Here is a 24,414-nt window from a genome sequence, read left to right on the forward strand (position 1 = left end):
AACGGACAACAGGCGAACCCCACCAAAGGCGCCCCGCCAGATCACGTCGCATGGAGTGCCAGCGTCGGGGACAAGCGGGCCGCCCGGACCGCCGGATACAGGCCCGCAACCGTGCCGATCGCCAGCGTCGCCGCGAAGCCGCCCGCCATGGCCCAGGGCGGGACCACCCACGGGAGGTCGCCCGAGAGGGCGTACGCCGCCGTCGCGGCCGCTCCCAGCGCCACCCCCGCCGCACCGCCCAGACCCGACAGCATCAGGGACTCCGTCACGAACTGGACGCGGATCTGGCCCCGCGTCGCGCCCAGGGAGCGGCGCAGGCCTATCTCGTAGCGGCGTTCCAGGACCGAGATGATCATCGTGTTGGCGACGCCGACCCCTCCTACCAGCAGGGCTATTCCGCCCAGGCCCAGGAGGAGAGTGGAGAACGCTCCCTCCGTCGCCGCCTTCGCCTGCAGCGCCGCCGACGGATCCGTGACCTGGACGTTGCGCGGGTTCTCCGGGTCGATGGACGCCGCGAGGAGCTTGCGGACGCTGTTGACCGTGGCGTCGGTGGAGCGTTCGTACACCGACGTCGGGTGCCCGTCGAAGCCGAGGTACTTCTTCGACGCGTCCCAGCCCGTCAGCGCCGACCGCTCGATGTCGGGTGCGAGCGGCAGCGGGTCGAGGATGCCGATCACCGTGAAGTAGCGGTCGTCGAGCCAGACCTGCCGGCCGGGCGCGACGATGCCCAGACGTTTCGCCGCCACATGGCCGAGTACCACCGACGGATAGCGGCTGTTCGCCGCGTTGAACCAGCTGCCGTGGGCCATCCGGCCCCGCAACACCTTCAGCAGCCCTTCCGTGGACGCCCGCACCGAGATGCCGCCGGTCTCGTCCTTCGGGATCTTCTCGCTGCGCCGGACGGTGCGTTCGAGGTCGCCCGTCGCGCCCACGGACTCGACCCCGTCGATCCGTCCGGCCCGCCCCGCCGCGTCGCGCGGCAGCGTCACCTTCTCGCCGGAGAACATCGCCTCCCCCGGCGACGCCACCAGCATGTTCGTGCCCAGCGCGTCCAGTTCCCGCATGAGTTGGGCCTTGGAGGAAGACGAGATGCCCACCACCGCCACCATCGTCGCGATGCCGATCGCGATGCCCAGCGCGGACAGGACCACCCTCACCGGTCGGCTGCGCAGGCCCGCCGAGCCCACGTGCAGGACGTCGCGGGGGCCGAGACGCGCCGCCCGCAGGACACGGCGCCCGCGCGGCCGTGCACCGTCACGCGCCCGCTCACCGTTGCGCGCCCTCACGCCACGACCTCCGCGCCCCGCGTGTCCGCGACGACCTGTCCGTCCCTGATGCGTACCTGCCGCGGCAGGCGTTCGGCGATCTCCGTGTCGTGGGTGATGACGGCGATGGTCGCGCCCTCCGCGTTCAGGTCGTGCAGCAGGGCCATGACGGCCTCGCCGGATTCAGAGTCGAGCGCACCGGTGGGTTCGTCGGCGAGGAGCAGGTCGGGTTCGCCGACGACCGCGCGGGCGATGGCGACGCGCTGTTTCTGGCCGCCGGAGAGTTCGTGCGGGCGGTGTCTCATGCGGTCGGCGAGGCCCACGCGTTCCAGGGCGTACGCCGCCCTGCGGCGCCGTTCCGCACGCGGGAGCCCGGAGTAGAGCAGGCCCTCGGCGACGTTGTCGCGGGCGCTGACGCCGGGGACCAGGTGGAACGCCTGGAAGACGAAGCCGATGTGCCGGGCGCGCAGGGCGGACAGGCTGCGGTCGGTGAGCGCCGCGATGTCGTGGCCGGCGATGGCGACGGAGCCCGCCGTGGGGCGGTCCAGCGTGCCGACGATGTGCAGGAGCGTCGACTTGCCCGAGCCGGACGGGCCGACGATGGCGAGGAGCTCACCGGCGCCGACGGTCAGGTCGACCCCGCGGAGGGCGGCGACCCCGCCCGGGTACTCCTTGGTGACGCCGGCCAGTTCCACGACGGCGGAAGCGGGCCCCGGAGATACGAAGTGGTCGTTCATGCCTTCGGCACCCCGACCTTCGCACCCTCCCGCAGCCCCCCGCCGCTCACCTCGACCCTGCCCTGCCCGAACATGCCGAGCTCGACCTTCACGTCGCGGGTGCGGCCGCCCTCGACGACCTGGACGCCGAAGCCGCCGCCGGGCAGCGCGAGGAGGGCGTTGACGGGGACGGAGAGGACGTTCTTCCGGGTCTCGCCGGTGAGGTTCACGGTGACCGGCGACTGGTCGAAGCCGTCGACCTCGCCGGGGTCGTCGAAGGTGACGGTGACGGGGATCTTGGGGGTCTTGTCGCTCGGGTCGTCGCCGGGCTTGGCGGTCCTGCCGACGGCGGAGACCTTGCCGTCGGCCGTGGCGCCGTCCGGGAGCGTCACGGTGACCTTCGTGCCCTTCTTCGCCGAGTCGCCCTCCGCGACATCGAGCTGGATGCGTACGACGCGTTCGGAGCCGGTCGTCGAGAGGACGGGCCTGCCGGGCGCGACCTGGTCGCCTACGGTCGAACCCGCGGACTTCACGCGGACCGCCGACGGCTGGAAGGAGATCTGGTCGGGGCCGACGCGGCCGGTCTGCTTGCGGTCGTGGGCCTTCTGCCACCGCTTGACCGCGGCCGCGGTGCCGTCGGTGTACGTGCCGTCGACGGCGAGCCCGGCGCCGTGGCCGAGGGCGACGAGGTTCTCTTCGAGCTGGCGGACGTCGTTGCCCTTGTCGCCGCTCTTCAGGGTGCGGTACATGGGCTCGGTGCCGTACATGAGGCGGACGGGCGTGCCGTTGACCTCGTAGAGGCGTCCGTCGCGCCCGATGGTCGAGCCGTTGTCGGGGGCCCAGGTCAGCGTGCCCGTCGTACCGGCGTTGATCTTGCGTTCCTTGGCGTAGCCGAGGGTGCCGTCGACCTGTGTGCCGCTGCTGAGGTCGCCGCGCTCGACGGACGCGGTGGCCGGCGGCAGGCCCGCCCCGCGGTGGTCGGCGGTCTCCTTGCCGCCCGCGTCGGCGAGCGCGCTGACGGCGATGCCGCCGCCGGTGACGGCGAGGAGGGCGACGACGGTGGCGACGACGGCGGTACGGCGCCTCACTTGACGATGCCCTTGCACGCCTCGGCGGCCTTCTCCATCTTCTTGGCCTCGGCGCCCTTGGGCATGGGCTGGGCCTGCATCGCGCCGCCGTCGAACTTCGGGTCGGGCATGTTGAACCCGTTCTCGCGCATGCACTGGGCGTACTTGAGCATCTTGTCCTTGTCGGCCTGCGAGGGCCCCTTGCCCGACCGGCCGCCGCCCGCGCCGCACTTCTTCAGGGCGGCCTCCATCTTCTCCTTGCTCATGTCGCCGCCGATGGTGATGCCGCTGACGTCCTCGTCGGATTTGGGCTCGGCCACCTTGAGGCCCTGCTTGCGCAGGCACTCGCGCTCCTTGAACGCCTTGTCGGCGTCGGCGCCCTTGCCGCCGTCGGCGCTGTCCGACGACGAGCCGGACGCGGAGTCCGAGCCGGAACCGTCGGAACAGGCGGCGGCGAAGAGCGCGAGCGCGGCGAGGGTGGACGCGAACGCGACCGAGCGGGTACGCGGCAGAAGAGCGGGACGGGTCGTGCGGGCGGTCCTCATGGAACTTCCCCTTCACATGTGGCGTGACTGACGTGTGGCGTGACTGACGCGCACAGGCTGGCGGGGAGCCGCGTTTCGTTTCTCTCAACGGAGACGCTTACACCGGCGAAAGGTCACTCTCGGGTACACAGGGCGACATGCGCGTACTGCTGGTGGAGGACGAGGAATTCCTGGCCGAGATGATCGCCGACGGGCTGCGCCGCGACGCGCTCGCCGTCGACGTCGCCGCCGACGGCCTCACCGCGCTGCGAAAACTGCAGCTCGGCGAGTACGACGTGCTGATCCTCGACCGCGACCTGCCGGGCGTGCACGGCGACGAGGTGTGCCGCCGCGTCGTCGAGCAGCGGCTCCTGACACGGGTCCTGATGCTGACGGCGGCGGGCACGGTGCGTGACCGCGTGGCGGGTCTGGGGCTCGGCGCGGACGACTATCTGACCAAGCCGTTCGCGTACGACGAACTGCTCGCGCGCGTGCTCGCCCTCGGCCGCCGCGCCCGGCCCGCGCTGCCGCCGGTGATCGAACGGTCCGGTCTCGTCCTGGACACCGCGCGCCGCCAGGCCAGCCGGGACGGGCGGCATCTGACGCTGTCCCGCAAGGAGTTCGCGGTCCTGGAGGCGCTGCTCCGGGCGGACGGCGCGGTGGTCAGCGGCGAGGACCTGATCGAACAGGTCTGGGAGGAGGACACCAGCTACCGCACCAACGCGGTCCGCGTCACCCTCTCCAAGCTCCGCGCGAAGCTCGGCGAGCCGCCGGTCGTGGAGACGGTGCCGGGGGCCGGGTACCGGATCGCGGGGCGCGGATGAGCAGCGAGCGGGCCCGGCTGACCGCCCTCTACGGAGGGCTGCTCGTGCTGGCGGGAGCGCTGCTCACGGGGCTCGTCTATCTGCTCGTGCAGCAGGGGCTGTATACGTCGATCAGTTCGGCCGTGACCACGGCGGTGCCGCGCGACCCGACGCCGCCGTGGCGGCATGCCAGTCCGCTGCCGGTGGCGTCCGCGGTGCCCGCCCAGCGCCTCCAGGGCACGGTCCCGGACGTCGACAGGAGCGGCCTCGCCGTGACGAGGATCAGCGATCTCGCGGGCGAGGCGGCGCTCAGCCGGCTCCTGACGGTCTCGGTGATCGTCTTCACCGTGTACGCCGTCCTGTCGATCGCCCTCGCCTGGTGGATGGCGGGCCGGGTCCTGCGCCCGGTCGGGGTGATCACCAACATCGCGCGGCGGCTCTCCGGCGCGAACCTGCACGAGCGGATCGCGCTGGACGCGCCCCCGGGCGAGCTGAAGCACCTCGCGGACACCTTCGACGAGATGCTGGACCGCATAGAGCGCCTCGTCGGCGCGCAGCAGCGGTTCGCGGCCAACGCGGCGCACGAGCTGCGCACACCCCTTGCAGTGCAGCGGGCGGCCGCCGAGATCGGTCTCGCCGGTGACCCGGACCCGGAACGCGTGGCGAGAATCCGTACGAAACTCATCTCCGTCGCCGACGACAGCGAGCACCTCGTCGAGGGGCTGCTGCTGCTCGCCGACTCCGAGCAGGGCCTGGAGCGGCGCGAGCCCGTCGCGGTGGACGTCCTGGCGCACGCCGTCGCGGACGGTCTCGCCGAGGAGGCGGCGGGGCGCGGCGTCACGGTGTCGGTGCGGACGGAGCCGCTGACGGTGACCGGCGACGGGGTGCTCCTGGACCGGCTGGTGCACAACCTGGTGGCGAACGCGGTGCGCTACAACGCCCCCGAGGGCCGGGTGCGCGTCGCCGTCGGCGCCGACGGCACGCTGGAGGTCGCCAACACGGGCCCGGAGGTCCCGCCGGACACCGTCCCGCACCTCTTCGAACCCTTCCGGCGCCTGCACGAGCGGACGCACGCGCGGGGCGAGGGGGCGGGCCTCGGCCTGTCGATCGTGTCGGCGATCGCGCGGGCGCACGAGGCGGAGGTGACGGCGGAGGCGAACGCCGAGGGCGGCGGCCTGACGGTGCGGGTGGCCTTCGCGCCCGCCCCGGTCCCGCGAGGCACTCAGTGCCGGTAGAAGATGCGGTCCCCGTACTCCTGGAATACGCGCCCGTTCCAGTCGTGTCCGCCGTCCACGTTCCCGGACCGCAGCACGGGCGGCTGGATGCCGCGCTCGGCGAGCTTCTCGATCGCCGCGGCCGTCATGGCCTGCATCAGGGCGTTGGTGACGACGCTCGACGCGGGCCCGAACGGGGCGTCGACCCCGTCGAGGGAGAGCTCCGCGTCGCCGACGCCGACCTTCGAGTCGACGATCACGTCGCAGTGGTCCTTCAGGAAGGTGCCGGAGACGTGCCGGGAGCGGGTCTCCGTCGCGTACGCCACCGACGTCACTCCGATGACCTTCAGGCCGAGCGCGCGGGCGTTCATCGCCATCTCCACGGGCAGCGAGTTCCGCCCCGAGAGCGAGATGATCACGAGTACGTCGCCGGGGCGGGCCGGCGACGAGTCGAGGACCGCGCCCGCGAGACCGTCGACGCGCTCCAGGGCGGAGCCCAGCGTGGCGGGCATCACGTCCACGCCGACCACTCCGGGGACGGCGAGCAGGTTGATGAGGCCGAGGCCGCCCGCGCGGTAGACGACGTCCTGGGCGGCCAGCGAGGAGTGCCCGGCGCCGAAGGCGAAGAGCCGTCCGCCGGACTCGACGGCATCGGCGAGCAGTGTGCCCGCGGCGGCCACGCTGCCGGACTCCTCGTCGCGCACCTTCTGGAGCAGTCCGATGGCGGCGTCGAAATACCGGCCCGCCGTCTTGCTCACGCCGCTCTGGATGCTCTCGCTCATTCGCCTCACGTTGCGGTCTGGACCAGCGCCCTGTCAACACCGTCGCAGGCCGGTACCGGGCGGGAATTCCACCGGCGCGGCACGGTTGTCAGTGGTATGCGTCAGAATTGAGGGCAGGGCCAGCGCACGAGCGAATTCTGAGGGGCACCCATGTCGGGGCTGATTGACACCACTGAGATGTATTTGCGCACCATCCTCGAGCTGGAGGAGGAAGGTGTGGTCCCCATGCGCGCCCGGATCGCGGAGCGGCTGGACCAGAGCGGACCGACCGTGAGCCAGACCGTGGCGCGCATGGAGCGCGACGGCCTGGTGGCCGTCGCGAGCGACCGTCACCTGGAGCTCACCGAGGAGGGCCGCAGGCTCGCCACGCGCGTGATGCGCAAGCACCGCCTGGCGGAGTGCCTGCTCGTCGACGTGATCGGGCTCGAATGGGAGCAGGTGCACGCCGAGGCCTGCCGCTGGGAGCACGTGATGAGCGAGGCCGTGGAGCGCCGCGTCCTGGAGCTCCTGCGCCACCCCACCGAGTCTCCGTACGGCAACCCGATCCCGGGCCTGGAGGAGCTGGGCGAGAAGGACGGCGCGGACCCGTTCCTGGACGAGGGCATGGTCTCCCTGTCGGAGCTCGACCCGGGTTCCGAGGGCAAGACCGTCGTGGTGCGCCGCATCGGCGAGCCGATCCAGACGGACGCCCAGCTGATGTACACGCTGCGGCGGGCCGGTGTGCAGCCGGGTTCCGTGGTGAGCGTGACGGAGTCCGCGGGCGGCGTCCTGGTGGGCAGCAGCGGCGAGGCCGCCGAGCTCACCGCGGAGACCGCGTCGCACGTCTTCGTCGCCAAGCGCTGAAAGGCCGGTCGCCGTCAGTCAACTCCCGTTGCCGCAGGGGTGGTTGACAGGACTCCGCGAGCTGCGCCGGATCCCGCGGAATCGAAGATTCAGTGCGCGGAATCGCAGCGGCCGAGCGTTTTGCGTGCCAGGCTGTCGCGAGAGGCATATGACCTGAGGGCTCGGAGGGGGCTGGAGGATGTGCCCGTCTGGTGAGCGCGAGCAAGGCGAGGGCCCCGGCGCTCAAGAGCGCCGGGGCCTGTCCTCCCCTGTGCTGACCCGGAGCCCCGAGCTCTCAGGGTCATTCCCCACGGGCCGGTTTCCCCGAGCGGCCCGCCTCCCGCTTCAGATCTCCCCTCGGCCACGACGGTCAATCCTTGAGTGTGGTCACCCGAACGAGGGGTGTTATCGGCGAACCGGCCGCTTTCGAAAACAGGTTCGATAGCGTGCGGGGGTGTGGAGCAGTACCAGGCGTGAAACCCGGGCGGAACCAAGGGGGGTGCCAGGAATCATGGTGCGGCGCATCGACGTGACGGGCGCGGGTGGCGTACGCCTCGCCGCCTGGGAGTACGCCGACCCTCCCAAACTCAGGGAGGCCGACGCGGCACCCGGAGGGGTGCTGTTACTGCACGGCCTGATGGGCCGCGCCTCCCACTGGACGGGCACGGCCCGCTGGCTCGCCGAGCGGCACCGCGCGGTCGCCCTCGACCAGCGCGGCCACGGCAGGAGCGAGAAGCCCGCCGACGGCCCCTACACCCGCGATGCCTACGTGGACGACGCCGAAGCCGCCCTCGTCCAGCTCGACCTCGCGCCCGCCGTCCTCATCGGCCACTCCATGGGCGCCCTCACCGCCTGGCAGCTCGCCGCGCGCCGCCCCGACCTCGTCCGGGGCCTCATCATCTGCGACATGCGGGCCTCCGCACTCGGCGCCGCCTCCCAGCGGGAGTGGGAGGACTGGTTCAAGTCCTGGCCCGTGCCGTTCGCGACGCTCGCCGACGTACGCAAGTGGTTCGGCGAGGACGACCCCTGGGTGGAGCGGCCCAACCCCGCGCGCGGGGAGTTCTTCGCCGAGGTGATGACGGAGGGCCCCGACGGCTGGCGGCCCGTCTTCGACCGCGCCCAGATGCTCAGCTCACGTGAGACATGGGTGCACGACGCGCACTGGGAGGAGCTGATCCAGGTCCGCTGCCCGGCGCTCGTCGTGCGCGGCCAGGACGGCGAGCTCGGCCGCGCGGAATCCCAGGAGATGGTGCGGGTGCTGCCCCGCGGGGAGTACGCGGAGGTCGCCGACGCGGGGCATCTCGTGCACTACGACCAGCCGGAGGCGTGGCGGGCCGCCGTCGAACCGTTTCTGGACGGGGTCCTTTCGCGGTGAATCGTTGCCCCGTGTGTGGGGCGCCGTTCGATCGTGGCCTTCGGCCTACTCGTCCTCAATCGCCGGACGGGCTATAAGCCTCACCCGTGCCGGGCGGGCGAAGGCCCAGGCTCACGGGCTCAGGCGTTCCACCCGCCAGGCCTCGTCGCCCTCGGCCCGTACGTAGCGCAGGCGGTCGTGGAGGCGGTCCGGTCTGCCCTGCCAGAACTCCACCGCGTCGGGGCGGACGCGGTAGCCGCCCCAGTGCGGGGGGACCGGGACCTGTTCGCCCTCGGGGTAGCGGGCGGCGAGGTCGGCGTAGGCGCGGTCGAGTTCGGTGCGCGAGGCGAGGACCGAGGACTGGGCGCTGGCCCAGGCGCCGAGCTGGGAGCCGTGCGGGCGGGTACGGAAGTAGGCAACCGTCTCCGCGCGGGCGACGCGCTCCGCCGTGCCCGTGACGATCACCTGGCGGGCCACCGCGTGCCAGGGGAAGAGCAGCGAGACGTACGGGTTGGCGTCGAGCTCGCGGGCCTTGCGGGACCCGTAGTTGGTGAAGAAGACGAAGCCCCGCTCGTCGAAGCCCTTCAGGAGCACCGTTCGCGAGCTGGGCCGGCCCGCCGGGTCCGCCGTGGAGACGACCATGGCGTTCGGTTCGTGGACGACGTCCGTGTCGCGCGCCGCCTCCTTGAACCAGAGCGCGAACTGGTCCATGGGCGCGGCGGGCAGCTCCGTTTCGGAGAGCCCGCCGGTGGCGTACTGCTCCCGCATGTCGGCCGGTTCCGGGAGGGAGGCGCTGGACTCGGTCACGCGGTCATCTGTCACGCGGTCATCTTGCCGTATTTGCCACGGCCGCAGGAGCGCCCGAGGGGGCGCACCGGCCCACGGGGAGGTGACGTGTGGCACTGAGTGCCGCATTCCATCGCCAAAGGTGGGGGCAACAGATATCGTCCTGCTGCCGCATCGGTTGGGTGACCACCAGCCGCACGGGGCATACCGGGAAGACCGTTCCGGACCGCGAGTCGCCGGATCCGCCGCACCTCGACGGACACGACCGTGGAACCGGGCCGGAAACGCCCACTTTTGACACATGGTCATGAGCTGATCGCAACCCATCTCTCGCCACCATCATGTCGAACCCATCACGAGGAGCCGCCTGATGTCCGACTTCGTACCTGGCCTTGAAGGAGTCGTCGCGTTCGAGACGGAGATCGCCGAACCCGACAAGGAAGGCGGCGCGCTCCGCTACCGGGGCGTCGACATCGAGGACCTGGTCGGCCACGTCTCCTTCGGGAACGTGTGGGGCCTGCTCGTCGACGGTGCGTTCAACCCCGGCCTGCCGCCCGCCGAACCCTTCCCGATCCCCGTGCACTCCGGTGACATCCGCGTCGACGTGCAGTCCGCCCTCGCCATGCTCGCCCCCGTCTGGGGCCTGCGGCCGCTGCTCGACATCAGCGAGGAGCGCGCCCGCGAGGACCTGGCGCGGGCCGCCGTCATGGCGCTCTCGTACGTCGCCCAGTCGGCCCGCGGGCAGGGCCTGCCGATGGTCCCGCAGCGGGAGATCGACAAGGCGGAGACGGTCGTCGAGCGGTTCATGAAGCGGTGGCGCGGCGAGCCGGACCCCAAGCACGTCCAGGCCGTCGACGCGTACTGGACGTCGGCCGCCGAGCACGGCATGAACGCGTCCACGTTCACCGCCCGCGTCATCGCCTCCACCGGCGCGGACGTGGCGGCGGCGCTGAGCGGGGCGGTCGGCGCGATGTCCGGACCGCTGCACGGCGGCGCGCCCTCGCGGGTCCTCGGCATGATCGAGGAGATCGAGCGCACGGGTGACGCGGTGGCGTACGTGAAGCAGGCGCTGGACAAGGGTGAGCGGCTGATGGGCTTCGGGCACCGGGTGTACCGGGCGGAGGATCCGCGGGCGCGGGTGCTGCGGCGTACGGCGCGTGAGCTGGGTGCGCCCCGCTTCGAGGTCGCGGAGGCACTGGAGAAGGCGGCGCTCGACGAGCTGCACGCCCGTCGGCCCGACCGGGTCCTCGCCACGAACGTGGAGTTCTGGGCGGCGATCGTCCTCGACTTCGCGGAGGTGCCGGCGCATATGTTCACGTCGATGTTCACGTGTGCGCGGACTGCGGGGTGGTCGGCGCACATTCTTGAGCAGAAGCGGACGGGGCGGCTTGTGCGGCCCTCCGCGCGGTACATCGGGCCCGGGGCGCGGAATCCTCGCGAGATCGACGGGTACGGGGACATCGCGGGCCGAGGCTGAGGCTGAGACCGGGCCTCCGGCGGTTTTCTCCCCGACCCCGCCCCTTCCCGTAACCAGGGGGCTCCGCCCCCTGGACCCCCGCTCCTCAAACGCCGGAGGGGCTGGGATTTCCAGCCCCTCCGGCGTTTGAGGAGCGGGGTCTGGGGCGGAGCCCCAGTTTCCGGAAGGGGCGGGGTCGGGGAGACTTTAGGTCTGTAGCGCCGTCTCCACCAGGACCGTCCACTGCGCCACCACCCGTTCCCGCCGCGCCCCGTCGTCCGTGAGCAGGTTCGCGAGGCCCAGGCCGCGGGCCATGTCCAGGAGGCCCTGGATGGTTTCGCGGACGCCGGGGCGTGACTCGTCCGCGCCGAGGAGGGACACCGCTATGCGGTGCGTCTCGCGGCCCACGCGGGACTCCAGTTCCGTCACCCGCGCCCCGAGCGCCGGCTCGTTCGACGCGGCCACCCACAGGTGGAGCGCCGCACGGAAGAGCGGACCGGTGTAGAGGTCGACGAGGGCGGCGACGACCGAGGCCCTGTCCTGCGACGGCAGGGCGCGCAGAGCCGTGGAGCGCTGCTCGGCGACGTACTCCACGGCCGCCGTGAACAGGTCCTCCCGCGTGGGGAAGTGGTGCTGCGCCGCGCCCCGCGACACCCCCGCCCGCTCGGCGACCACGGAGACCGTGGAGCCCGCCCAGCCGTGCTCGGCGAGGCAGGACACCGCGGCCTCCAGGAGTTTCTGCCGGGTCGCGCGGCTGCGGTCCTGCTTGGGGGCCCGGTCGGCGGCGGTCACAGCACCCATGGGCGCTCCCGTCGTTCGAGGAACGCCGTCATGCCCTCGCGCGCCTCGGCGGAGCCGAAGAGCCGCGCGGACAGGGCCGTGAGGGCGTCCGATTGGTCGTCGAATGCGTCGAGCACCCTAGCCGTGAGCAGCTTCTTCGTCTCGGCCAGGGCTCCCGGCGCCGCCCCGCGGAGGCCTTCGAGGAGGGGTGCGAGGGCGGCGTCCGCGTCCGGGCCCGCCACCGTGACCAGGCCGATCCGGGCCGCTTCCGCCGCGTCGAAGCGCTCGCCGGTGAGGTAGTAGCGGGCGACCGCGCTCGGGTCGATGCGGGGCAGGAGCGGGAGGGAGATGACGGCGGGGGCCACCCCTATGTGCACCTCCGTGAACGCGAAGGACGAAGCCGGTCCCGCCGCCGCCAGGTCGCACGCGCCGAGCAGCCCGAGCCCGCCCGCCCGCACATGGCCGTCCACCCGTGCGACCACCGGTTTGGGCAGCGAGACGATCTGCCGGAGCAGCGCGACGAACGCCGCCGGGTCCGGCGGCGCCTTCAGGTCGGCGCCCGCGCAGAACGTCGTCCCCGTGTGGGTGAGGAGGACGGCGCGCGTCGCGCTGTCCTCGCCGAGGTCGGCCAGCGCTTCGGCGAGGGCTTTGACGACCTCCGCCGAGAGCGCGTTGCGGCGCTCGGGCGCGCTCAGGGTGACGGTCGTGATGCCACGGGCCGGCGAAGAGACGGTGAGACTCACGGATCGGGGCTCCTCAGGAGGACTTCAGTAGGACTTCGGCAGGCCCAGCGTCTGGTGCGAGACGTAGTTGAGGATCATTTCCCGGCTCACCGGGGCGATCCGTGCCACGCGGGACGCGACGATCAGCGACGCGAGCCCGAACTCCTTGGTCAGGCCGTTGCCGCCCAGCGTGTGCACGGACTGGTCGACGGCCTTCACGCACGCGTCGGCGGCGGCGAGCTTCGCCATGTTGGCGGCTTCGCCCGCGCCGACGTCGTCGCCCTCGTCGTAGAGCCTGGCGGCCTTCTGCATCATCAGGCGGGCGAGTTCGATCTCCACGTGGGACTGGGCGAGGGGGTGTGCGATGGCCTGGTGGGCGCCGATCGGGGACTTCCACACGCTGCGTTCCTTCGCGTACTCGACGGCGCGGGACAGCGCGTACCGGCTCATGCCGAGCGCGAACGCGGCCGTCATGATGCGCTCGGGGTTGAGCCCCGCGAAGAGCTGGAGCAGGCCCGCGTCTTCATCGCCGACGAGTGCGTCCGCCGGGAGCCGTACGTCGTCGAGGGTCAGCTCGAACTGCTTCTCGGCCGCCTGGAGTTCCATGTCGATCTGCCGCCGCTCGAAGCCCGGGGCGTCGCGCGGGACGATGAACAGGCACGGCTTGAGGTTGCCCGTGCGCGCGTCGGACGTACGGCCCACGATGAGCGTCGCGTCGGCGATGTCGACGCCGGAGATGAAGACCTTGCGGCCGGTGAGCAGCCAGTCGCCGGAGTCCGGGTCGCGGCGCGCGGTGGTGGTGATGCGGTGCGAGTTGGAGCCCGCGTCGGGCTCGGTGATCCCGAACGCCATGGTGCGGGTGCCGTCGGCGAGCCCCGGCAGCCAGGTGCGCTTCTGCTCCGCGGTGCCGAAGCGGGCGATGACCGTGCCGCAGATCGCGGGCGAGACGACCATCATGAGGAGGGGGCAGCCCGCCGCCCCCAGCTCCTCAAGGACTATGGAGAGTTCCGCGATGCCGCCGCCCCCTCCCCCGTACTCCTCGGGCAGGTTCACGCCCAGGTAGCCGAGCTTTGCGGCGTCCGCCCACAGCTCGTCGGGGTGACCGCCGCTGCCTGCGACCTTGGCGAGGTAGTCGCGGCCGTACCGGCGTCCGAGCGCGGCGACGGCGGCGCGCAGGGCCTGGTGCTCCTCGGTTTCGAGGACGGTGCTGCGAGCGGTGGCACTCATGACGACTCTCCCTCTTGGACTACGGCGAGCAGCGCGCCGACCTCGACCTGGCGGCCGGGCACGGCGTGCAGGGCGGTGAGCGTTCCTGAGGCGGGGGCGCAGATGCGGTGCTCCATCTTCATCGCCTCCAGCCAGACGAGCGGCTGCCCGGCGGTGACCCGCCGCCCCTCGGTGATGCCGTCCGCGACGCGTACGACCGTGCCGGGCATGGGGGCGAGCAGGGAGCCGGGTGCGCGGCGGGTGGTGGGTTCGGGGAGCAGGGGCAGTGCGGTGAGGGCGGTGTCCCCGGCGGGTGTGCCGACGTGCACGCGGTCGCCGTAGCGGCTGACCGTGAACCTTCGCCGTACGCCCGCGACTTCGAGGACGACGAGCTCCGGACTCACCTCGACGACGGTCACGCCGTCGGCGGCCGGGCCCTGCCGGGTGTGGTGGTAGCGGACCTCGTGCTCGGCGCCGTCGGGCTCGGTGCGGTACCGCTTGAGGTGGGGCTGCGAGCTGAGGTTGCGCCAGCCGCCGAACCGGGACCGTCCGTGCGCGTCGGCGAGCGCGGCGGCCAGCGGGGCGTGCGGGTCGGGGGCGGGGGCCGTGAGGGTGTCGGCGTGCCGGTCGTAGAAGCCGGTGTCCATACGGGCCGCGGCGAACTCGGGGTGCCGCAGGGAGCGTACGAGCAGGTCGCGGTTGGTGACGGGGCCGTGGATCGCGGCGCGTTCCAGGGCGCCCGCCAGTTTGCGTACGGCCTCGGCGCGGGTCGGGGCGTACGCGACGGCCTTGGCGAGCATCGCGTCGTAGTGCACGCCGACGGTGTCGCCGGCCGCGTAGCCGCTGTCGAGGCGGACGGCGCCGGGGACGTCGACGCGGTGCAGGGTGCCGGTCTGCGGGGCCCAGTCGGCGGCGGGGTCCTCGGCGTAGAGCCGGGCCTCGACGGCGTGGCCGTGGGCGGTCGGCGGGTCCTTCTCCAGGGCGTCACCCTCGGCGATCCGGATCTGCAGCGCGACGAGGTCGAGCCCGAACACGGCCTCCGTCACCGGGTGTTCGACCTGGAGGCGGGTGTTCATCTCCAGGAAGTGCGCGCGTCCGCCCGCCACCAGGAACTCGACGGTGCCCGCGCCCCGGTAGTCGGTGACGCGCGCGGCGCGCACGGCCTGCGCGTGCAGTTCGTCGACGAGCGAGGGGGCGAGCCCCGGGGCCGGGGACTCCTCGATGACCTTCTGGTGTCTGCGCTGGAGGCTGCAGTCACGGGTGCCGAGCGGCCACACGGTGCCGTGCGCGTCGGCCATGATCTGCACCTCGACGTGCCGTCCGCCCTCGACGTACGGCTCGACGAACACCTCGCCGTCCCCGAAGGCACTGGCGGCCTCGGAACGCGCGGCCTCCAGTTCCCTCTTCAGAGCAGGCAGTTCACGTACGACCCGCATGCCGCGCCCGCCGCCCCCTGCCGCCGCCTTCACCAGGACCGGCAGGTCGGCCTCGGTGACGTCGCCGAGCGGCGCGATGCCCATCAGCTCCTTGGCGCGCGTCTTGGACGCCATCGCCTCGATCGCCTCGGGCGGCGGCCCGATCCAGACGAGCCCGGCGTCCAGGACGGCGCGCGCGAAACCGGCGTTCTCGGAGAGGAAGCCGTAGCCGGGGTGGATCGCGTCGGCGCCCGCGGCCTGCGCGGCCTTCACGACGAGGTCGCCGCGGAGATACGTGTCGGCGGGCGCCGCGCCCGGCAGCCGTACCGCGTGGTCCGCCTCCCGTACGTGCAGCGCGTCCGCGTCGGCGTCGGAGTACACGGCGACCGTGGCGATGCCGAGCTCCCGGCAGGTGCGGAAGACGCGGCAGGCGATCTCGCCCCGGTTGGCCACCAACAGGGTGGAAATCATGGGGGTTTTCTCCTCACATCCGGAAGACGCCGAAGCCGCCGCGGGCGCCCTCGTAGGGCGCGGTGTGGATCGCGGAGAGGCAGAGACCGAGGACGGTGCGGGTGTCGCGCGGGTCGATGACCCCGTCGTCGTACAGCCGCCCCGACAGGAACATCGGCAGCGACTCGGCCTCGATCTGCTGCTCGACCATGGCGCGCAGCCCGGCGTCCGCCTCGTCGTCGTAGGGCTCCCCCTTGGCGGCGGCCGAGGCGCGGGCGACGATCGACAGGACGCCCGCGAGCTGCTGCGGGCCCATGACGGCGGACTTGGCGCTGGGCCAGGCGAAGAGGAAGCGGGGGTCGTAGGCGCGGCCGCACATGCCGTAGTGCCCGGCGCCGTAGCTGGCGCCCATGAGGACGGACAGGTGCGGCACGCGCGAGTTGCTGACCGCGTTGATCATCATCGCGCCGTGCTTGATGATGCCGCCCTGCTCGTACTCCTTGCCGACCATGTAGCCGGTGGTGTTGTGCAGGAAGAGCAGCGGGATGTCGCGCTGGTTGGCCAGCTGGATGAACTGGGCGGCCTTCTGCGACTCCTCGCTGAACAGCACGCCCTGCGCGTTGGCGAGGATACCGACCGGATAGCCGTGCAGGGCGGCCCATCCGGTGACGAGCGAGCTTCCGTACAGCGGCTTGAACTCGTCGAAGTCGGAGCCGTCGACGATGCGGGCGATGACCTCGCGCGGATCGAAGGGCTTCTTCAGGTCGCCGGGGACGATGCCGAGGAGTTCCTCCTCGTCGTACTTGGGTGCCGCGACGGACACCGGGTCCGGATCGGCGTACGCCTTGCGCCAGTTGAGGCGCGACACGACGCGGCGGGCCTGGCGCAGCGCGTCGCGCTCGTCCTCGGCGAGGTGGTCGGCGAGGCCGGAGGTGCGGGCGTGCATCTCGGCGCCGCCGAGCGACTCGTCGTCGCTCTCCTCGCCGGTCGCCATCTTCACCAGGGGCGGGCCGCCGAGGAAGACCTTCGCGCGCTCCTTGACCATGATCACGTGGTCGCTCATGCCGGGTACGTAGGCGCCGCCCGCGGTGGAGTTGCCGAAGACGACGGCGATGGTCGGGATGCCGGCGGCCGAGGACTGCGTGAGGTGTTTGAAGAGCGCCCCGCCCGGGATGAAGATCTCCTTCTGGGAGGGGAGATCCGCGCCCCCGGACTCCACGAGGTGGATGGACGGGAGCCGGTTGGCGTGCCCGATCTCGTGCGCCCGGAAGGCCTTCTTCAGCGTCCACGGGTTGGAGGCGCCGCCCCGGACGGTCGGATCATTGGCGGTGATCAGACACTCCACACCCTCGACGACACCGATTCCGGTGACCATGGAGGCACCCACGGGGTAGTCGCTGCCCCAGGCGGCAAGCGGCGACAGCTCCAGGAACGGGGTGTCCGGGTCGAGGAGCAGTTCGATGCGCTCCCGGGCGAGCAGCTTGCCGCGCTTGCGGTGCCGGGCGACGTACTTCTCGCCGCCGCCCGCGAGCGCCTTGGCCTGCTCGGTGCCGAGCTCCGCGAGCCGGTCCAGCATGGCCCTGCGGTGCTCGGCGTACTCGGCGCTCGCGGGGTCGAGCGCGGAGGCGAGGACGGTCACAGCGATACCTCCCGCGTCAGCAGCGGTGCCTCCGGTGTCACAGCAGTACCTCCGGTATGTCGAGGTGGCGGGCGCGCAGCCATTCGCCGAGGCCCTTGGCCTGCGGGTCGAACCGGGCCTGTGCGGCCACGCCCTCGCCGAGCAGTCCCTCGACGACGAAGTTCAGGGCGCGCAGGTTGGGCAGGTCGTGGCGGACGACCCGCAGTCCGGCCGCCTCCGGGAGGAGTTCGCGCAGCCGCTCGACGGTGAGCTCGTGGGCGAGCCACCGCCAGGCGTCGTCGGACCGCACCCATACGCCGACGTTGGCGTCGCCGCCCTTGTCGCCGCTGCGGGCGCCGGCGACGAGGCCGAGGGGGGCGCGGCGGGTGGGGCCGGCGGGGAGGGGCGGGGGCAGGGCCGGGGTGTGCGGGTCTTCGAGTACGCGGGTGTGGGCGCCGGACGGGATGGTGCGACGTTCCCCGTCGGGCAGGACGGCGGTGTGCTCGACGGTGTCGCGCTCGACGTACGCGGCCTCGAAGACGCCGTACGGGGAGCCCTTGCCGGGCGGGGCCGTGACGTGGAAGCCGGGATAGCTGGCGAGGGCGAGTTCGACGGCGGCGCCGCTGAGGGTGCGGCCGACGGTGTCGGCGTCGGCGTCGCGCACGACGAGCCGCAGCAGGGCGCTGGCGCACTCCTCGGTGGGGGCGTCGGGCCTGTCGGTGCGGACGAGTTCCCACCGCACGTCGGCGGGGCGGGACTTGGCGCGGTCGAGGGCGTCCTCGATCTGGGCGCGGACGAGGGCGGCCTTGGCCTCGATGTCGAGTCCGGTGAGAACGAACACGACTTCGTTGCGGAAGCCGCCGAGCCGGTTGAGCCCGACCTTGAGGGTCGGGGGCGGTGCCTCACCGCGTACGCCGTCGACGCGGACCCGGTCGGGCCCTTCCTGGGTGAGGGCGACGGTGTCGAGGCGAGCGGTCACGTCCGGGCCCGCGTACCGGGCGCCCTGCGTCTCGTAGAGGAGCTGCGCGGTGACCGTGCCGACGTCGACGAAGCCGCCGGTGCGGTCGTGCTTGGTGATGACGCAGGAGCCGTCGGCGTGGATCTCGGCGAGGGGGTAGCCGGGACGCCGCAGAAGCTCCACCGTGCGCTTAGCCCCATGCATCGCCCCGTGCATCGCCCCTTGCATCGCCCCTTGCTCGGCGAAGAAGGCGTAATTGCCGCCGGTGGCCTGTGAGCCGCACTCCAGGACGTGCCCGGCGACGACGGCGCCCGCGAGCCGGTCGTACTCCGTCGGCCCCCATCCGAAGTGCGCGGCGGCGGGCCCGGTGACGAGGGCGGCGTCGGTGACGCGGCCGGTGAGGACGATGTCGGCGCCCGCGTCGAGACACGCGGCGATGCCGGCGCCGCCGAGGTAGGCGTTGGCGGTGAGGGCGTGGGGGAAGCGGTCGCGGAGGTCGTCGCCCTCGACGTGCGCGACCCGCACGTCGATCCCCAGCCGCCCGGCGAGCTCCCGCACGGCGTCGGCGAGGCCCGCCGGGTTGAGCCCGCCCGCGTTGGCGACGATGCGGACGCCACGCTCCCGGGCGAGCCCGAGGCACTCCTCCAGCTGCCGCAGGAAGGTCTTGGCGTACCCGCGACCGGGGTCCTTGAGCCGGTCGCGCCCGAGGATGAGCATGGTGAGCTCGGCGAGATAGTCCCCGGTGAGCACGTCGAGCTCCCCACCGGCAAGCATCTCGCGCATGGCATCGAACCGATCCCCGTAAAAACCGGAGGCGTTGCCGATACGGAGGGGTCGGGGGCGGGGGTCCCGGGTCACTGTCCACCTCCCGTCTCCGGAAGCCCGGCGACGGCATGCAGGCCGAGGCGGAGCCGCTGGCCGCGGCCGGGGGGTCCGACTCGCCTGCGGCTGGCCAAGCGGACTCGGGCACGGCCGGGAACACCGACTCGGGCACGGCCAGGGAAGCCGACTCGGGCACCGCCCGGGAGCCCGACTCCGGACCGGCCGGGCAGGCCGGCTCGGCTGCGGGTGGGGGATCCGGATCCGGGCCGGCCGGGCGAGGTGGCTTCGGAGTGGGCGGGCAGGTCTGTGTCGGGTTGGGAGGCGCGGGTCATCGGGGGACTCCCGGGCCGTTCGGCTTCGCTTGGCGGCCGGCGCCCGGTGGGCCCGCGAAGGCCTGGGCGATGTCCAGCCAGCGGGTCGCGTCGGGGCCCTCCGCCCGTACCGCCAGGTCCGAGCGGTGGGCGCGTTGGGTGACCAGGAGGCAGAAGTCGAGGCCGGGGCCCGTCACTCGTTGGGGGGCGTCCTCGGGGCCGTACGTCCAGAGTTCGCCCGTCACCGGCGACGTCAGCTCGACCCGGAACTCCTCGTCCGGGACGCTCAGTCCCCGTACCGCGAAGGCGAAGTCACGTGCCCGCACCCCGATCCGCGCCACGTGCCGCAGCCGGTCCGTCGGCGTGCGCGTCACACCGAGCGCGTCCGCCACGTCCTGGCCGTGCGCCCACGTCTCCATGAGCCGCGCCGTCGCCATGGACGGGACGGCCATCGGCGGCCCGTACCAGGGCAGACGCGTGCCCGCCGGGGCCTCCCCCAGGGCCCGCCACAGGTCGCCGCGACCCGCCCGCCAGCGGGCGAGCAGTTCGGCGGGCGGCAGCGCCGCCCCCTCCGCCGCGCCCTCGTCCACGAACGAGCCGGGCGCCGCGGCCGCCTTCTCGGCCTCGACGGCGAACGCGTCCGCGTCCGTGGCGGCGAGCAGAGCCGCCCGGTCCGTCCAGGTGAGGTGCGCGATCTGGTGGGCGATCGTCCAGCCGGGGGCGGGGGTGGGGAGGGACCAGCCCTCCTGGCTCAACTCCGTCACCAGACCGTCCAACTCCTCGGTCTCGGTGCGCAGATCGTCGAGCACGGGCAAGGCATTGGACACGGAACGCTCCCATCAGGGCACGGTGCGGTGTGCCTGGGAGCATGGCAGCGGACGTAGAAACAAGCAAGCGTGCTTGCATTAGTTTCCGGACGGCTCCGGGGCGGGGGTGCGCTCCGGAGCAGGAGTGCGCTCCGCGGAGGGGGTGCCCTCCGTGTCGACCGCCGCCGCCGGGCCCGCCGCGATCTCCGTCACCGGGTCCTCGCCTCCGCGAGCTCCGCCGGTACCGCGATCCCCCCGCTTCCCGCCCCGCCCCACCTGCGTCCGCACCGCGCCCATGCTCGCCGCGATGACCAGCGCGATCGCCAGCGCCTCCGCGAGGGACAGCGCCTGGCTCAGGACCAGGAATCCGGCGACCGACGCGATGGCCGGTTCCAGGCTCATCAGGATCGCGAACGTGTGCGCGGGCAGCCGCCGCAGCGCGAGGAGTTCGAGGGTGTACGGCAGTACGGACGACATCACCGCGACCGCCGCGCCGAGCGCCAGCGTGCCCGGCTCGATCAGCTTCGGCCCGGCCACCGTGATCCCGAGCGGCAGGAAGAGCACCGCCGCGACGACCATCGCGAGGGCCAGGCCGTCGGCCTGCGGGAAGCGCCGCCCGGTGCGCGCGCTGAACAGGATGTACGCCGCCCACATCGCACCGGCGCCGAGCGCGTAGGCGATACCGACCGGGTCGAGGCCGTCGAAGCCGCCCCCGCCGCCGAGCAGGAAGACACCGCACAGGGCGAGCCCGGCCCAGATCAGGTTCACCGCGCGGCGCGAGGCGAAGACGGAGAGGGCGAGCGGGCCGAGGACTTCGAGGGTGACGGCGGGGCCCATCGGGATACGGGCGACGGACTGGTAGAAGAGTCCGTTCATGCCGGCCATGGCCACGCCGAACGCGACGACCGTGCCCCAGTCCGCCCGCGCGTACCCCCGCACCTTCGGCCGGCAGACCACGACGAGCACGAGCGCGGCGAACAGGAGCCGCAGCGCCACGATGCCGACCGCGCCCACCCTCGGCATCACGCTCACGGCGATCGCGCCGCCGAACTGCACGGAGATCCCGCCCGCGAGGACGAGCCCGACGGGGCCGAGCGCGCCGAGGCGGCCGCGGACGCCCGTCGTCCCCCCAGGGGTCGCGGCGGGTGGTGCCTGGTCGCTGCGGGAGACGTTCACGGGCGAGCCTTTCCAAATACGGGGGGGCGGTGTGCGTGCGCGGGCGGCGACGGGCGGCGCGCGGCGCGGTTTAGTTTCATGGACTTCATCGTCCAAAGCAGTGCACTAAGACAGGATTGTGAGGGTCCCACGCTGCTGTACGCAACCCACGTCCACATATCGAAGCTACGGCGCCCCACACAGCTTGTGAAATGCCGATTGCGCTCCCGTTATGCTCCGCGGACATGACCCGTCCGACGCCCGCCGCCGCCAGGAACACCGTCGAACTGCGCCACCTGCGCTGTTTCCTCGCCGTCGCCGAGGAAGGCAGCGTCACCCGCGCCGCCGCGCTCCTCCGCGTCACCCAGCCCGCCGTGTCCCGCACGCTCGCCGCCCTGGAGGACGCGCTCGGCTCACGTCTGGTGGACCGCTCCACGCACCACCTGCGGCTCACCCCCGCGGGCCGCGCCTTCCGCGACAAGGCAGCCGTCGCCGTCGCCGCCTTCGAGGACGCCCTCGACGCGGGCCGCTCGGCGCACCGCCCGCTGCGGCTCGGGCACGCGTGGTCGGCGGCGGGCCCGTACACGACGCCCCTCCTGCGCCGCTGGCGCGACACGCACCCCGACGTCCCCCTGGAACTGCTCCGCATCGACGACCGCACGGCGGGCCTCGCCCGCGGCGCGGTGGACGCCGCGCTGCTCCGCGGGCACGTGGACACTCCCGGCCTGGTCACGGAGCTGCTCCGCACGGAGGCGCGGGTGGCCGCCGTCCCCGCGGACAGCCCCCTGGCCACCAGCGCCCGCCTGCGCCTCGCCGACCTGACGGACCACACGATCGCCCTCAACACGGTGTCCGGCACCACCACGGCGGACCTGTGGCCGACCGACGCGCGCCCCACCGCGACGATCACCGTCGCCAACACGGACGACTGGCTGGCGGCGATCGCCGCGTCCCGCGCGGTCGGCGTGACCACGACGGCGACGGCGGACCTGCACCCGCACCCCGGCGTCGTATACGTCCCCCTGCCGGACGCCCCGCACGTCCCCGTGCTCCTCGCCCGCCGCGACGGCCCGCCCGGCCACCCGGCCCTGCGCGACCTGTGCGCCCTGGTCCGCGAGGTCACGGGCCGTGACCCCCGGCACGGTCACTGAGGCCCGTCCCGCCGGCTTCAGCGCACCCGCCCGTAGAGGTTCGGGGCATACCAGCTGAAGGACGAGACCCGCACGTTCTTGCCGGGCCGCGGCGCCTCCAGGTACTGGCCGTCGCCGAGGTAGATCGCCACGTGGTGGACGCCGGACGCGCTGCCGTCGCCGCTCCAGAACACGAGGTCGCCGCGGCGCAGCTGCCCTCGCGAGATCGGCCGCGTGGCGCGGTACTGGGCGTCGGCGACGCGGGGCAGGGCGATACCCGCCTGCCGGTACGCCGCCATCACCAGGCCCGAGCAGTCCCACCCGTGCGGGCCGTTGCCGCCCCATACGTAGGGGTCGCCGAGGTGGCGCATGGCGTACGAGATCGCGGCCTCGGTGCCGTGGCGGCGGGGGGTGCCGGGGTTGCTGGAGGGGTTGGTGGAGGGACGGGTCGAGGGCCGGGGCGAGGTGCCGGGTGCGGTGGTGGTGCCCGTACGCCCCACGTACCGCGCGTACTTGTAGTGGTGGCTGGTCCAGTACCAGTGGCCGCCCTTCCGGTACCAGTAGACGCGGTCGGTGGCGTCCCAGCCCTGGTGGCCGCGGAAGACGGGCTCGCGGGCGGACGCGGACCTGCGCTTGCCGGTACCGGCGGACGTGCTCTTCCCCTTCGTGACCGCGGCGCCCTTCCCGCCGCGCGCCACGTACTTGTCGTAGTGCGACGTCCAGCGCCACCAGCCGGTCGCGTCCTTGTACCAGTACTTGGCGCCGTCCCAGCCCGCACGGCTCGGGGCGGGTTCCGCCGACGCCGTCCCGGAGGCGGCGCCGACCAGGACGGCCGCGCCGACGGCGGCCACCACGGCACCGCGCACGGTGCCGCAGCGCTGCTGCCCGGCACGGTCCGGGCCGGCCGCGGCCGAGCAGTGCCCGCAGGTGCAGTCGGCGGGGGCGGCTTCGGTGAATCGGGGAGCCTGCACGTGAAAACCCTCTCGTTCCGTTCGGTTCCTGCCGTTCGTTCCGGTCAGTGCGTGTCGACGGCGCTCCCCCGCGCCGTGTAGAAGGCCACGGTCAAGTCCTTGACCAGGGCCTTCCGTTCGTAGTCGTCGAGTGCGACAAGTCCTCGGTCGGTGAGTCTGCGGACGGTGTCGTCCACGGCGTCGAGGACCGACGTCAGCACGCTGTCCCGGTGCCTGGCGTCGATCGCGGCGATCTGGCGGCGCTGCATGGCCGCGGCCACTTCCGGGGCGTACTCCACGCGCGTGGGCCGGGCGGAGAACACCTCGATGCCGACGGCCCTGCACTCCGCGGCCAGCGCCCTGGTGAGCGCGTCGCCGACGGCCTCGGTGTCCCGCAGGGTCGGTGCGCCGCCGTGGTCGTCGGCGGGGTCCCCGTACGAGTCCGCGGGCAGCCGCGACGCTACGCGCGCGGTCACCGCCTCGACCTGTTCCGCCAGGTAGGCGGTGTGGTGGTCGACCGTGAGGAGTGCCCGCGCCGTGTCCTTGACCTGCCACACCACCAGGACGACGACCCGCAGCTCCGCGCCCTGCGCGTCGACGGCGGGCATCGGATCGCTCCGCCAGTGCCGCAGCCGTACGTCGACGCGTCGGCGCAGCATCAGGGGGCTGATCCAGACGAGTCCGGTCCGCCGCACGCTGCCCCGGTACCGTCCGAAGAGCGACAGGACCCACGCACTGCCGACCCTCCCCCGGGTGAGCCCGCCGAGCGCGAAGAGCGCGACGGTCCAGCAGCCGCAGACGGCCGCCCACCGCGCCGCGTCGAACCCGTGCCGCGGCCGCGAGGGTTCGGGCACGTGCAGGAACTCCGTGACCCGCCCCGGCACGAACCCGCTGTCCCAGGCCAGCCACCCCGCCCCCGCGAGCGCGAGCAGGGCCACGGACACGGCCCACCAACCGGAGCAGGCGGGCCCCCGCCGTTCGACGACGTCCCGGTCGGGGCGGGGCGGCGCGCCGGCAGGCGGCCGCGCGCTCTCCGGCACGTCATGCGGAGCCTTGGACGGCTCCCGCGGCTCCGGCGGTATCGGCGGTATCGGCGACTTCAACGGCTTGGGCAGCTCGGCCGTGTCCCCACGGAAGAGGAGATCCATGGGTATGGAGTCGCGCCGGTTGCGCACGGCGAGCTCGCGGGGAGCCTTCGGTTCTTCCGGCACGGTGGCACACCTGACTTCTCGCGGGCGCAGCGGAGCTGACGCCTCGGCAGATGATCATGAACCATCTCGATCCTGCCGCAACCGGACATCG

At 72.9% G+C, this 24,414-nt stretch carries 22 protein-coding genes; 6 read left to right on the forward strand and 16 right to left on the reverse strand.

Going from position 1 to position 24,414, the window contains the following annotated elements; translation table 11 throughout:
- Positions 1-41: 41 nt before the first annotated feature.
- Genes DEJ49_RS15645 through DEJ49_RS15660 form a run of 4 tightly spaced genes read right to left on the reverse strand, consistent with a single transcriptional unit; the run spans position 42 to position 3,593 of the window.
- Entirely contained in the window at positions 42-1,286 is a 1,245-nt protein-coding gene (locus tag DEJ49_RS15645; protein ID WP_411757164.1) for an ABC transporter permease, read from the reverse strand.
- Positions 1,283-2,002, reverse strand: a complete 720-nt coding sequence (locus DEJ49_RS15650; protein WP_150184692.1) for an ABC transporter ATP-binding protein — start codon at positions 2,000-2,002, stop codon at positions 1,283-1,285. Before DEJ49_RS15650 ends, DEJ49_RS15645 begins: the two co-directional genes overlap by 4 nt.
- The gene (locus tag DEJ49_RS15655) at positions 1,999-3,069 is read right to left on the reverse strand and encodes a peptidoglycan-binding protein (protein WP_223832854.1); all 1,071 of its coding nucleotides are present in this window, start codon (positions 3,067-3,069) and stop codon (positions 1,999-2,001) included. Before DEJ49_RS15655 ends, DEJ49_RS15650 begins: the two co-directional genes overlap by 4 nt.
- Positions 3,066-3,593: a hypothetical protein gene (locus DEJ49_RS15660; RefSeq protein ID WP_150184694.1), complete on the reverse strand. Its 528-nt coding sequence runs from the start codon at positions 3,591-3,593 to the stop codon at positions 3,066-3,068. Before DEJ49_RS15660 ends, DEJ49_RS15655 begins: the two co-directional genes overlap by 4 nt.
- 137 nt (positions 3,594-3,730) lie before the next feature.
- On the opposite strand from DEJ49_RS15660, the gene DEJ49_RS15665 reads away from it, so the two are divergent.
- Positions 3,731-4,396: a response regulator transcription factor gene (locus tag DEJ49_RS15665; RefSeq protein ID WP_150184695.1), complete on the forward strand. Its 666-nt coding sequence runs from the start codon at positions 3,731-3,733 to the stop codon at positions 4,394-4,396.
- Positions 4,393-5,610, forward strand: coding sequence for a sensor histidine kinase (locus tag DEJ49_RS15670; RefSeq protein ID WP_150184696.1), 1,218 nt, complete (start codon positions 4,393-4,395; stop codon positions 5,608-5,610). Before DEJ49_RS15665 ends, DEJ49_RS15670 begins: the two co-directional genes overlap by 4 nt.
- On the opposite strand, the gene DEJ49_RS15675 is transcribed toward DEJ49_RS15670, so the two are convergent.
- Complete coding sequence (locus tag DEJ49_RS15675) at positions 5,598-6,371, reverse strand: SIS domain-containing protein (protein ID WP_150184697.1); 774 nt, start codon at positions 6,369-6,371, stop codon at positions 5,598-5,600. The two genes, DEJ49_RS15670 and DEJ49_RS15675, sit on opposite strands and share 13 nt — an antisense overlap.
- A gap of 150 nt (positions 6,372-6,521) precedes the next feature.
- Here DEJ49_RS15675 and DEJ49_RS15680 point away from each other — a divergent pair, with 150 nt between their 5' ends.
- Both DEJ49_RS15680 and DEJ49_RS15685 read left to right on the forward strand, forming a co-directional pair.
- The gene (locus DEJ49_RS15680) at positions 6,522-7,214 is read left to right on the forward strand and encodes a metal-dependent transcriptional regulator (protein WP_150169187.1); all 693 of its coding nucleotides are present in this window, start codon (positions 6,522-6,524) and stop codon (positions 7,212-7,214) included.
- A gap of 490 nt (positions 7,215-7,704) precedes the next feature.
- A complete protein-coding gene (locus tag DEJ49_RS15685; RefSeq protein WP_150184698.1) occupies positions 7,705-8,568 on the forward strand; it encodes an alpha/beta fold hydrolase in 864 nt (287 codons plus the stop codon).
- A 111-nt stretch (positions 8,569-8,679) separates the two neighbouring features.
- Here the strand turns inward: DEJ49_RS15685 and pdxH are convergent, their stop codons facing one another.
- The gene (gene pdxH, locus DEJ49_RS15690) at positions 8,680-9,315 is read right to left on the reverse strand and encodes a pyridoxamine 5'-phosphate oxidase (protein WP_223833186.1); all 636 of its coding nucleotides are present in this window, start codon (positions 9,313-9,315) and stop codon (positions 8,680-8,682) included.
- 388 nt (positions 9,316-9,703) lie between these two features.
- Here pdxH and DEJ49_RS15695 point away from each other — a divergent pair, with 388 nt between their 5' ends.
- The gene (locus DEJ49_RS15695; RefSeq protein ID WP_150184700.1) at positions 9,704-10,810 is read left to right on the forward strand and encodes a citrate synthase 2; all 1,107 of its coding nucleotides are present in this window, start codon (positions 9,704-9,706) and stop codon (positions 10,808-10,810) included.
- 186 nt (positions 10,811-10,996) lie between these two features.
- Here DEJ49_RS15695 and DEJ49_RS15700 read toward each other — a convergent pair whose 3' ends face one another.
- From DEJ49_RS15700 to DEJ49_RS15735, 8 genes are all read right to left on the reverse strand, one after another.
- A complete protein-coding gene (locus tag DEJ49_RS15700; RefSeq protein ID WP_150184701.1) occupies positions 10,997-11,590 on the reverse strand; it encodes a TetR/AcrR family transcriptional regulator in 594 nt (197 codons plus the stop codon).
- On the reverse strand, positions 11,578-12,312 hold the full coding sequence (locus tag DEJ49_RS15705; protein WP_150184702.1) for an enoyl-CoA hydratase family protein: 735 nt from the start codon (positions 12,310-12,312) through the stop codon (positions 11,578-11,580). The genes DEJ49_RS15700 and DEJ49_RS15705 overlap by 13 nt, the downstream gene beginning before the upstream one ends.
- A gap of 24 nt (positions 12,313-12,336) precedes the next feature.
- A complete protein-coding gene (locus tag DEJ49_RS15710; protein WP_150184703.1) occupies positions 12,337-13,518 on the reverse strand; it encodes an acyl-CoA dehydrogenase family protein in 1,182 nt (393 codons plus the stop codon).
- Positions 13,515-15,383 (reverse strand): biotin carboxylase N-terminal domain-containing protein, encoded by a 1,869-nt coding sequence (locus tag DEJ49_RS15715; RefSeq protein WP_150184704.1) that lies wholly within the window; start codon positions 15,381-15,383, stop codon positions 13,515-13,517. Before DEJ49_RS15715 ends, DEJ49_RS15710 begins: the two co-directional genes overlap by 4 nt.
- 13 nt (positions 15,384-15,396) lie before the next feature.
- Entirely contained in the window at positions 15,397-17,001 is a 1,605-nt protein-coding gene (locus tag DEJ49_RS15720; protein ID WP_150184705.1) for an acyl-CoA carboxylase subunit beta, read from the reverse strand.
- A 37-nt stretch (positions 17,002-17,038) separates the two neighbouring features.
- Positions 17,039-18,721: an acyclic terpene utilization AtuA family protein gene (locus tag DEJ49_RS15725; RefSeq protein WP_150184706.1), complete on the reverse strand. Its 1,683-nt coding sequence runs from the start codon at positions 18,719-18,721 to the stop codon at positions 17,039-17,041.
- Positions 18,722-19,088: 367 nt separating this feature from the next.
- Positions 19,089-19,898: a TIGR03084 family metal-binding protein gene (locus DEJ49_RS15730; protein WP_150184707.1), complete on the reverse strand. Its 810-nt coding sequence runs from the start codon at positions 19,896-19,898 to the stop codon at positions 19,089-19,091.
- 78 nt (positions 19,899-19,976) lie between these two features.
- Positions 19,977-21,053, reverse strand: a complete 1,077-nt coding sequence (locus DEJ49_RS15735; protein ID WP_150184708.1) for an EamA family transporter — start codon at positions 21,051-21,053, stop codon at positions 19,977-19,979.
- 224 nt (positions 21,054-21,277) lie between these two features.
- Between DEJ49_RS15735 and DEJ49_RS15740 the strand changes: the two genes are divergently transcribed.
- Positions 21,278-22,183, forward strand: coding sequence for a LysR family transcriptional regulator (locus DEJ49_RS15740; RefSeq protein ID WP_150184709.1), 906 nt, complete (start codon positions 21,278-21,280; stop codon positions 22,181-22,183).
- A 17-nt stretch (positions 22,184-22,200) separates the two neighbouring features.
- On the opposite strand, the gene DEJ49_RS15745 is transcribed toward DEJ49_RS15740, so the two are convergent.
- Complete coding sequence (locus DEJ49_RS15745; RefSeq protein WP_150184710.1) at positions 22,201-23,133, reverse strand: C40 family peptidase; 933 nt, start codon at positions 23,131-23,133, stop codon at positions 22,201-22,203.
- A gap of 44 nt (positions 23,134-23,177) precedes the next feature.
- Entirely contained in the window at positions 23,178-24,323 is a 1,146-nt protein-coding gene (locus tag DEJ49_RS15750) for an SPFH domain-containing protein (protein ID WP_223832856.1), read from the reverse strand.
- Positions 24,324-24,414 lie beyond the last annotated feature (91 nt).

The organism is Streptomyces venezuelae (assembly GCF_008642335.1).
In the GTDB taxonomy this organism is placed as follows: domain Bacteria; phylum Actinomycetota; class Actinomycetes; order Streptomycetales; family Streptomycetaceae; genus Streptomyces; species Streptomyces venezuelae_F.

Excerpts from the sequence above, each read along its gene's own strand:
- DEJ49_RS15650 (WP_150184692.1), bottom strand. The coding sequence starts at position 2,002 with ATGAACGACCACTTCGTATCTCCGGGGCCCGCTTCCGCCGTCGTGGAA.
- DEJ49_RS15725 (WP_150184706.1), bottom strand. The coding sequence starts at position 18,721 with ATGCGCGAGATGCTTGCCGGTGGGGAGCTCGACGTGCTCACCGGGGAC.
- DEJ49_RS15710 (WP_150184703.1), bottom strand. The coding sequence starts at position 13,518 with ATGAGTGCCACCGCTCGCAGCACCGTCCTCGAAACCGAGGAGCACCAG.
- DEJ49_RS15695 (WP_150184700.1), top strand. The coding sequence starts at position 9,704 with ATGTCCGACTTCGTACCTGGCCTTGAAGGAGTCGTCGCGTTCGAGACG.
- DEJ49_RS15740 (WP_150184709.1), top strand. The coding sequence starts at position 21,278 with ATGACCCGTCCGACGCCCGCCGCCGCCAGGAACACCGTCGAACTGCGC.
- DEJ49_RS15675 (WP_150184697.1), bottom strand. The coding sequence starts at position 6,371 with ATGAGCGAGAGCATCCAGAGCGGCGTGAGCAAGACGGCGGGCCGGTAT.
- DEJ49_RS15665 (WP_150184695.1), top strand. The coding sequence starts at position 3,731 with ATGCGCGTACTGCTGGTGGAGGACGAGGAATTCCTGGCCGAGATGATC.
- DEJ49_RS15670 (WP_150184696.1), top strand. The coding sequence starts at position 4,393 with ATGAGCAGCGAGCGGGCCCGGCTGACCGCCCTCTACGGAGGGCTGCTC.
- DEJ49_RS15700 (WP_150184701.1), bottom strand. The coding sequence starts at position 11,590 with ATGGGTGCTGTGACCGCCGCCGACCGGGCCCCCAAGCAGGACCGCAGC.
- DEJ49_RS15660 (WP_150184694.1), bottom strand. The coding sequence starts at position 3,593 with ATGAGGACCGCCCGCACGACCCGTCCCGCTCTTCTGCCGCGTACCCGC.
- pdxH (WP_223833186.1), bottom strand. The coding sequence starts at position 9,315 with ATGCGGGAGCAGTACGCCACCGGCGGGCTCTCCGAAACGGAGCTGCCC.
- DEJ49_RS15680 (WP_150169187.1), top strand. The coding sequence starts at position 6,522 with ATGTCGGGGCTGATTGACACCACTGAGATGTATTTGCGCACCATCCTC.
- DEJ49_RS15685 (WP_150184698.1), top strand. The coding sequence starts at position 7,705 with ATGGTGCGGCGCATCGACGTGACGGGCGCGGGTGGCGTACGCCTCGCC.
- DEJ49_RS15715 (WP_150184704.1), bottom strand. The coding sequence starts at position 15,383 with ATGATTTCCACCCTGTTGGTGGCCAACCGGGGCGAGATCGCCTGCCGC.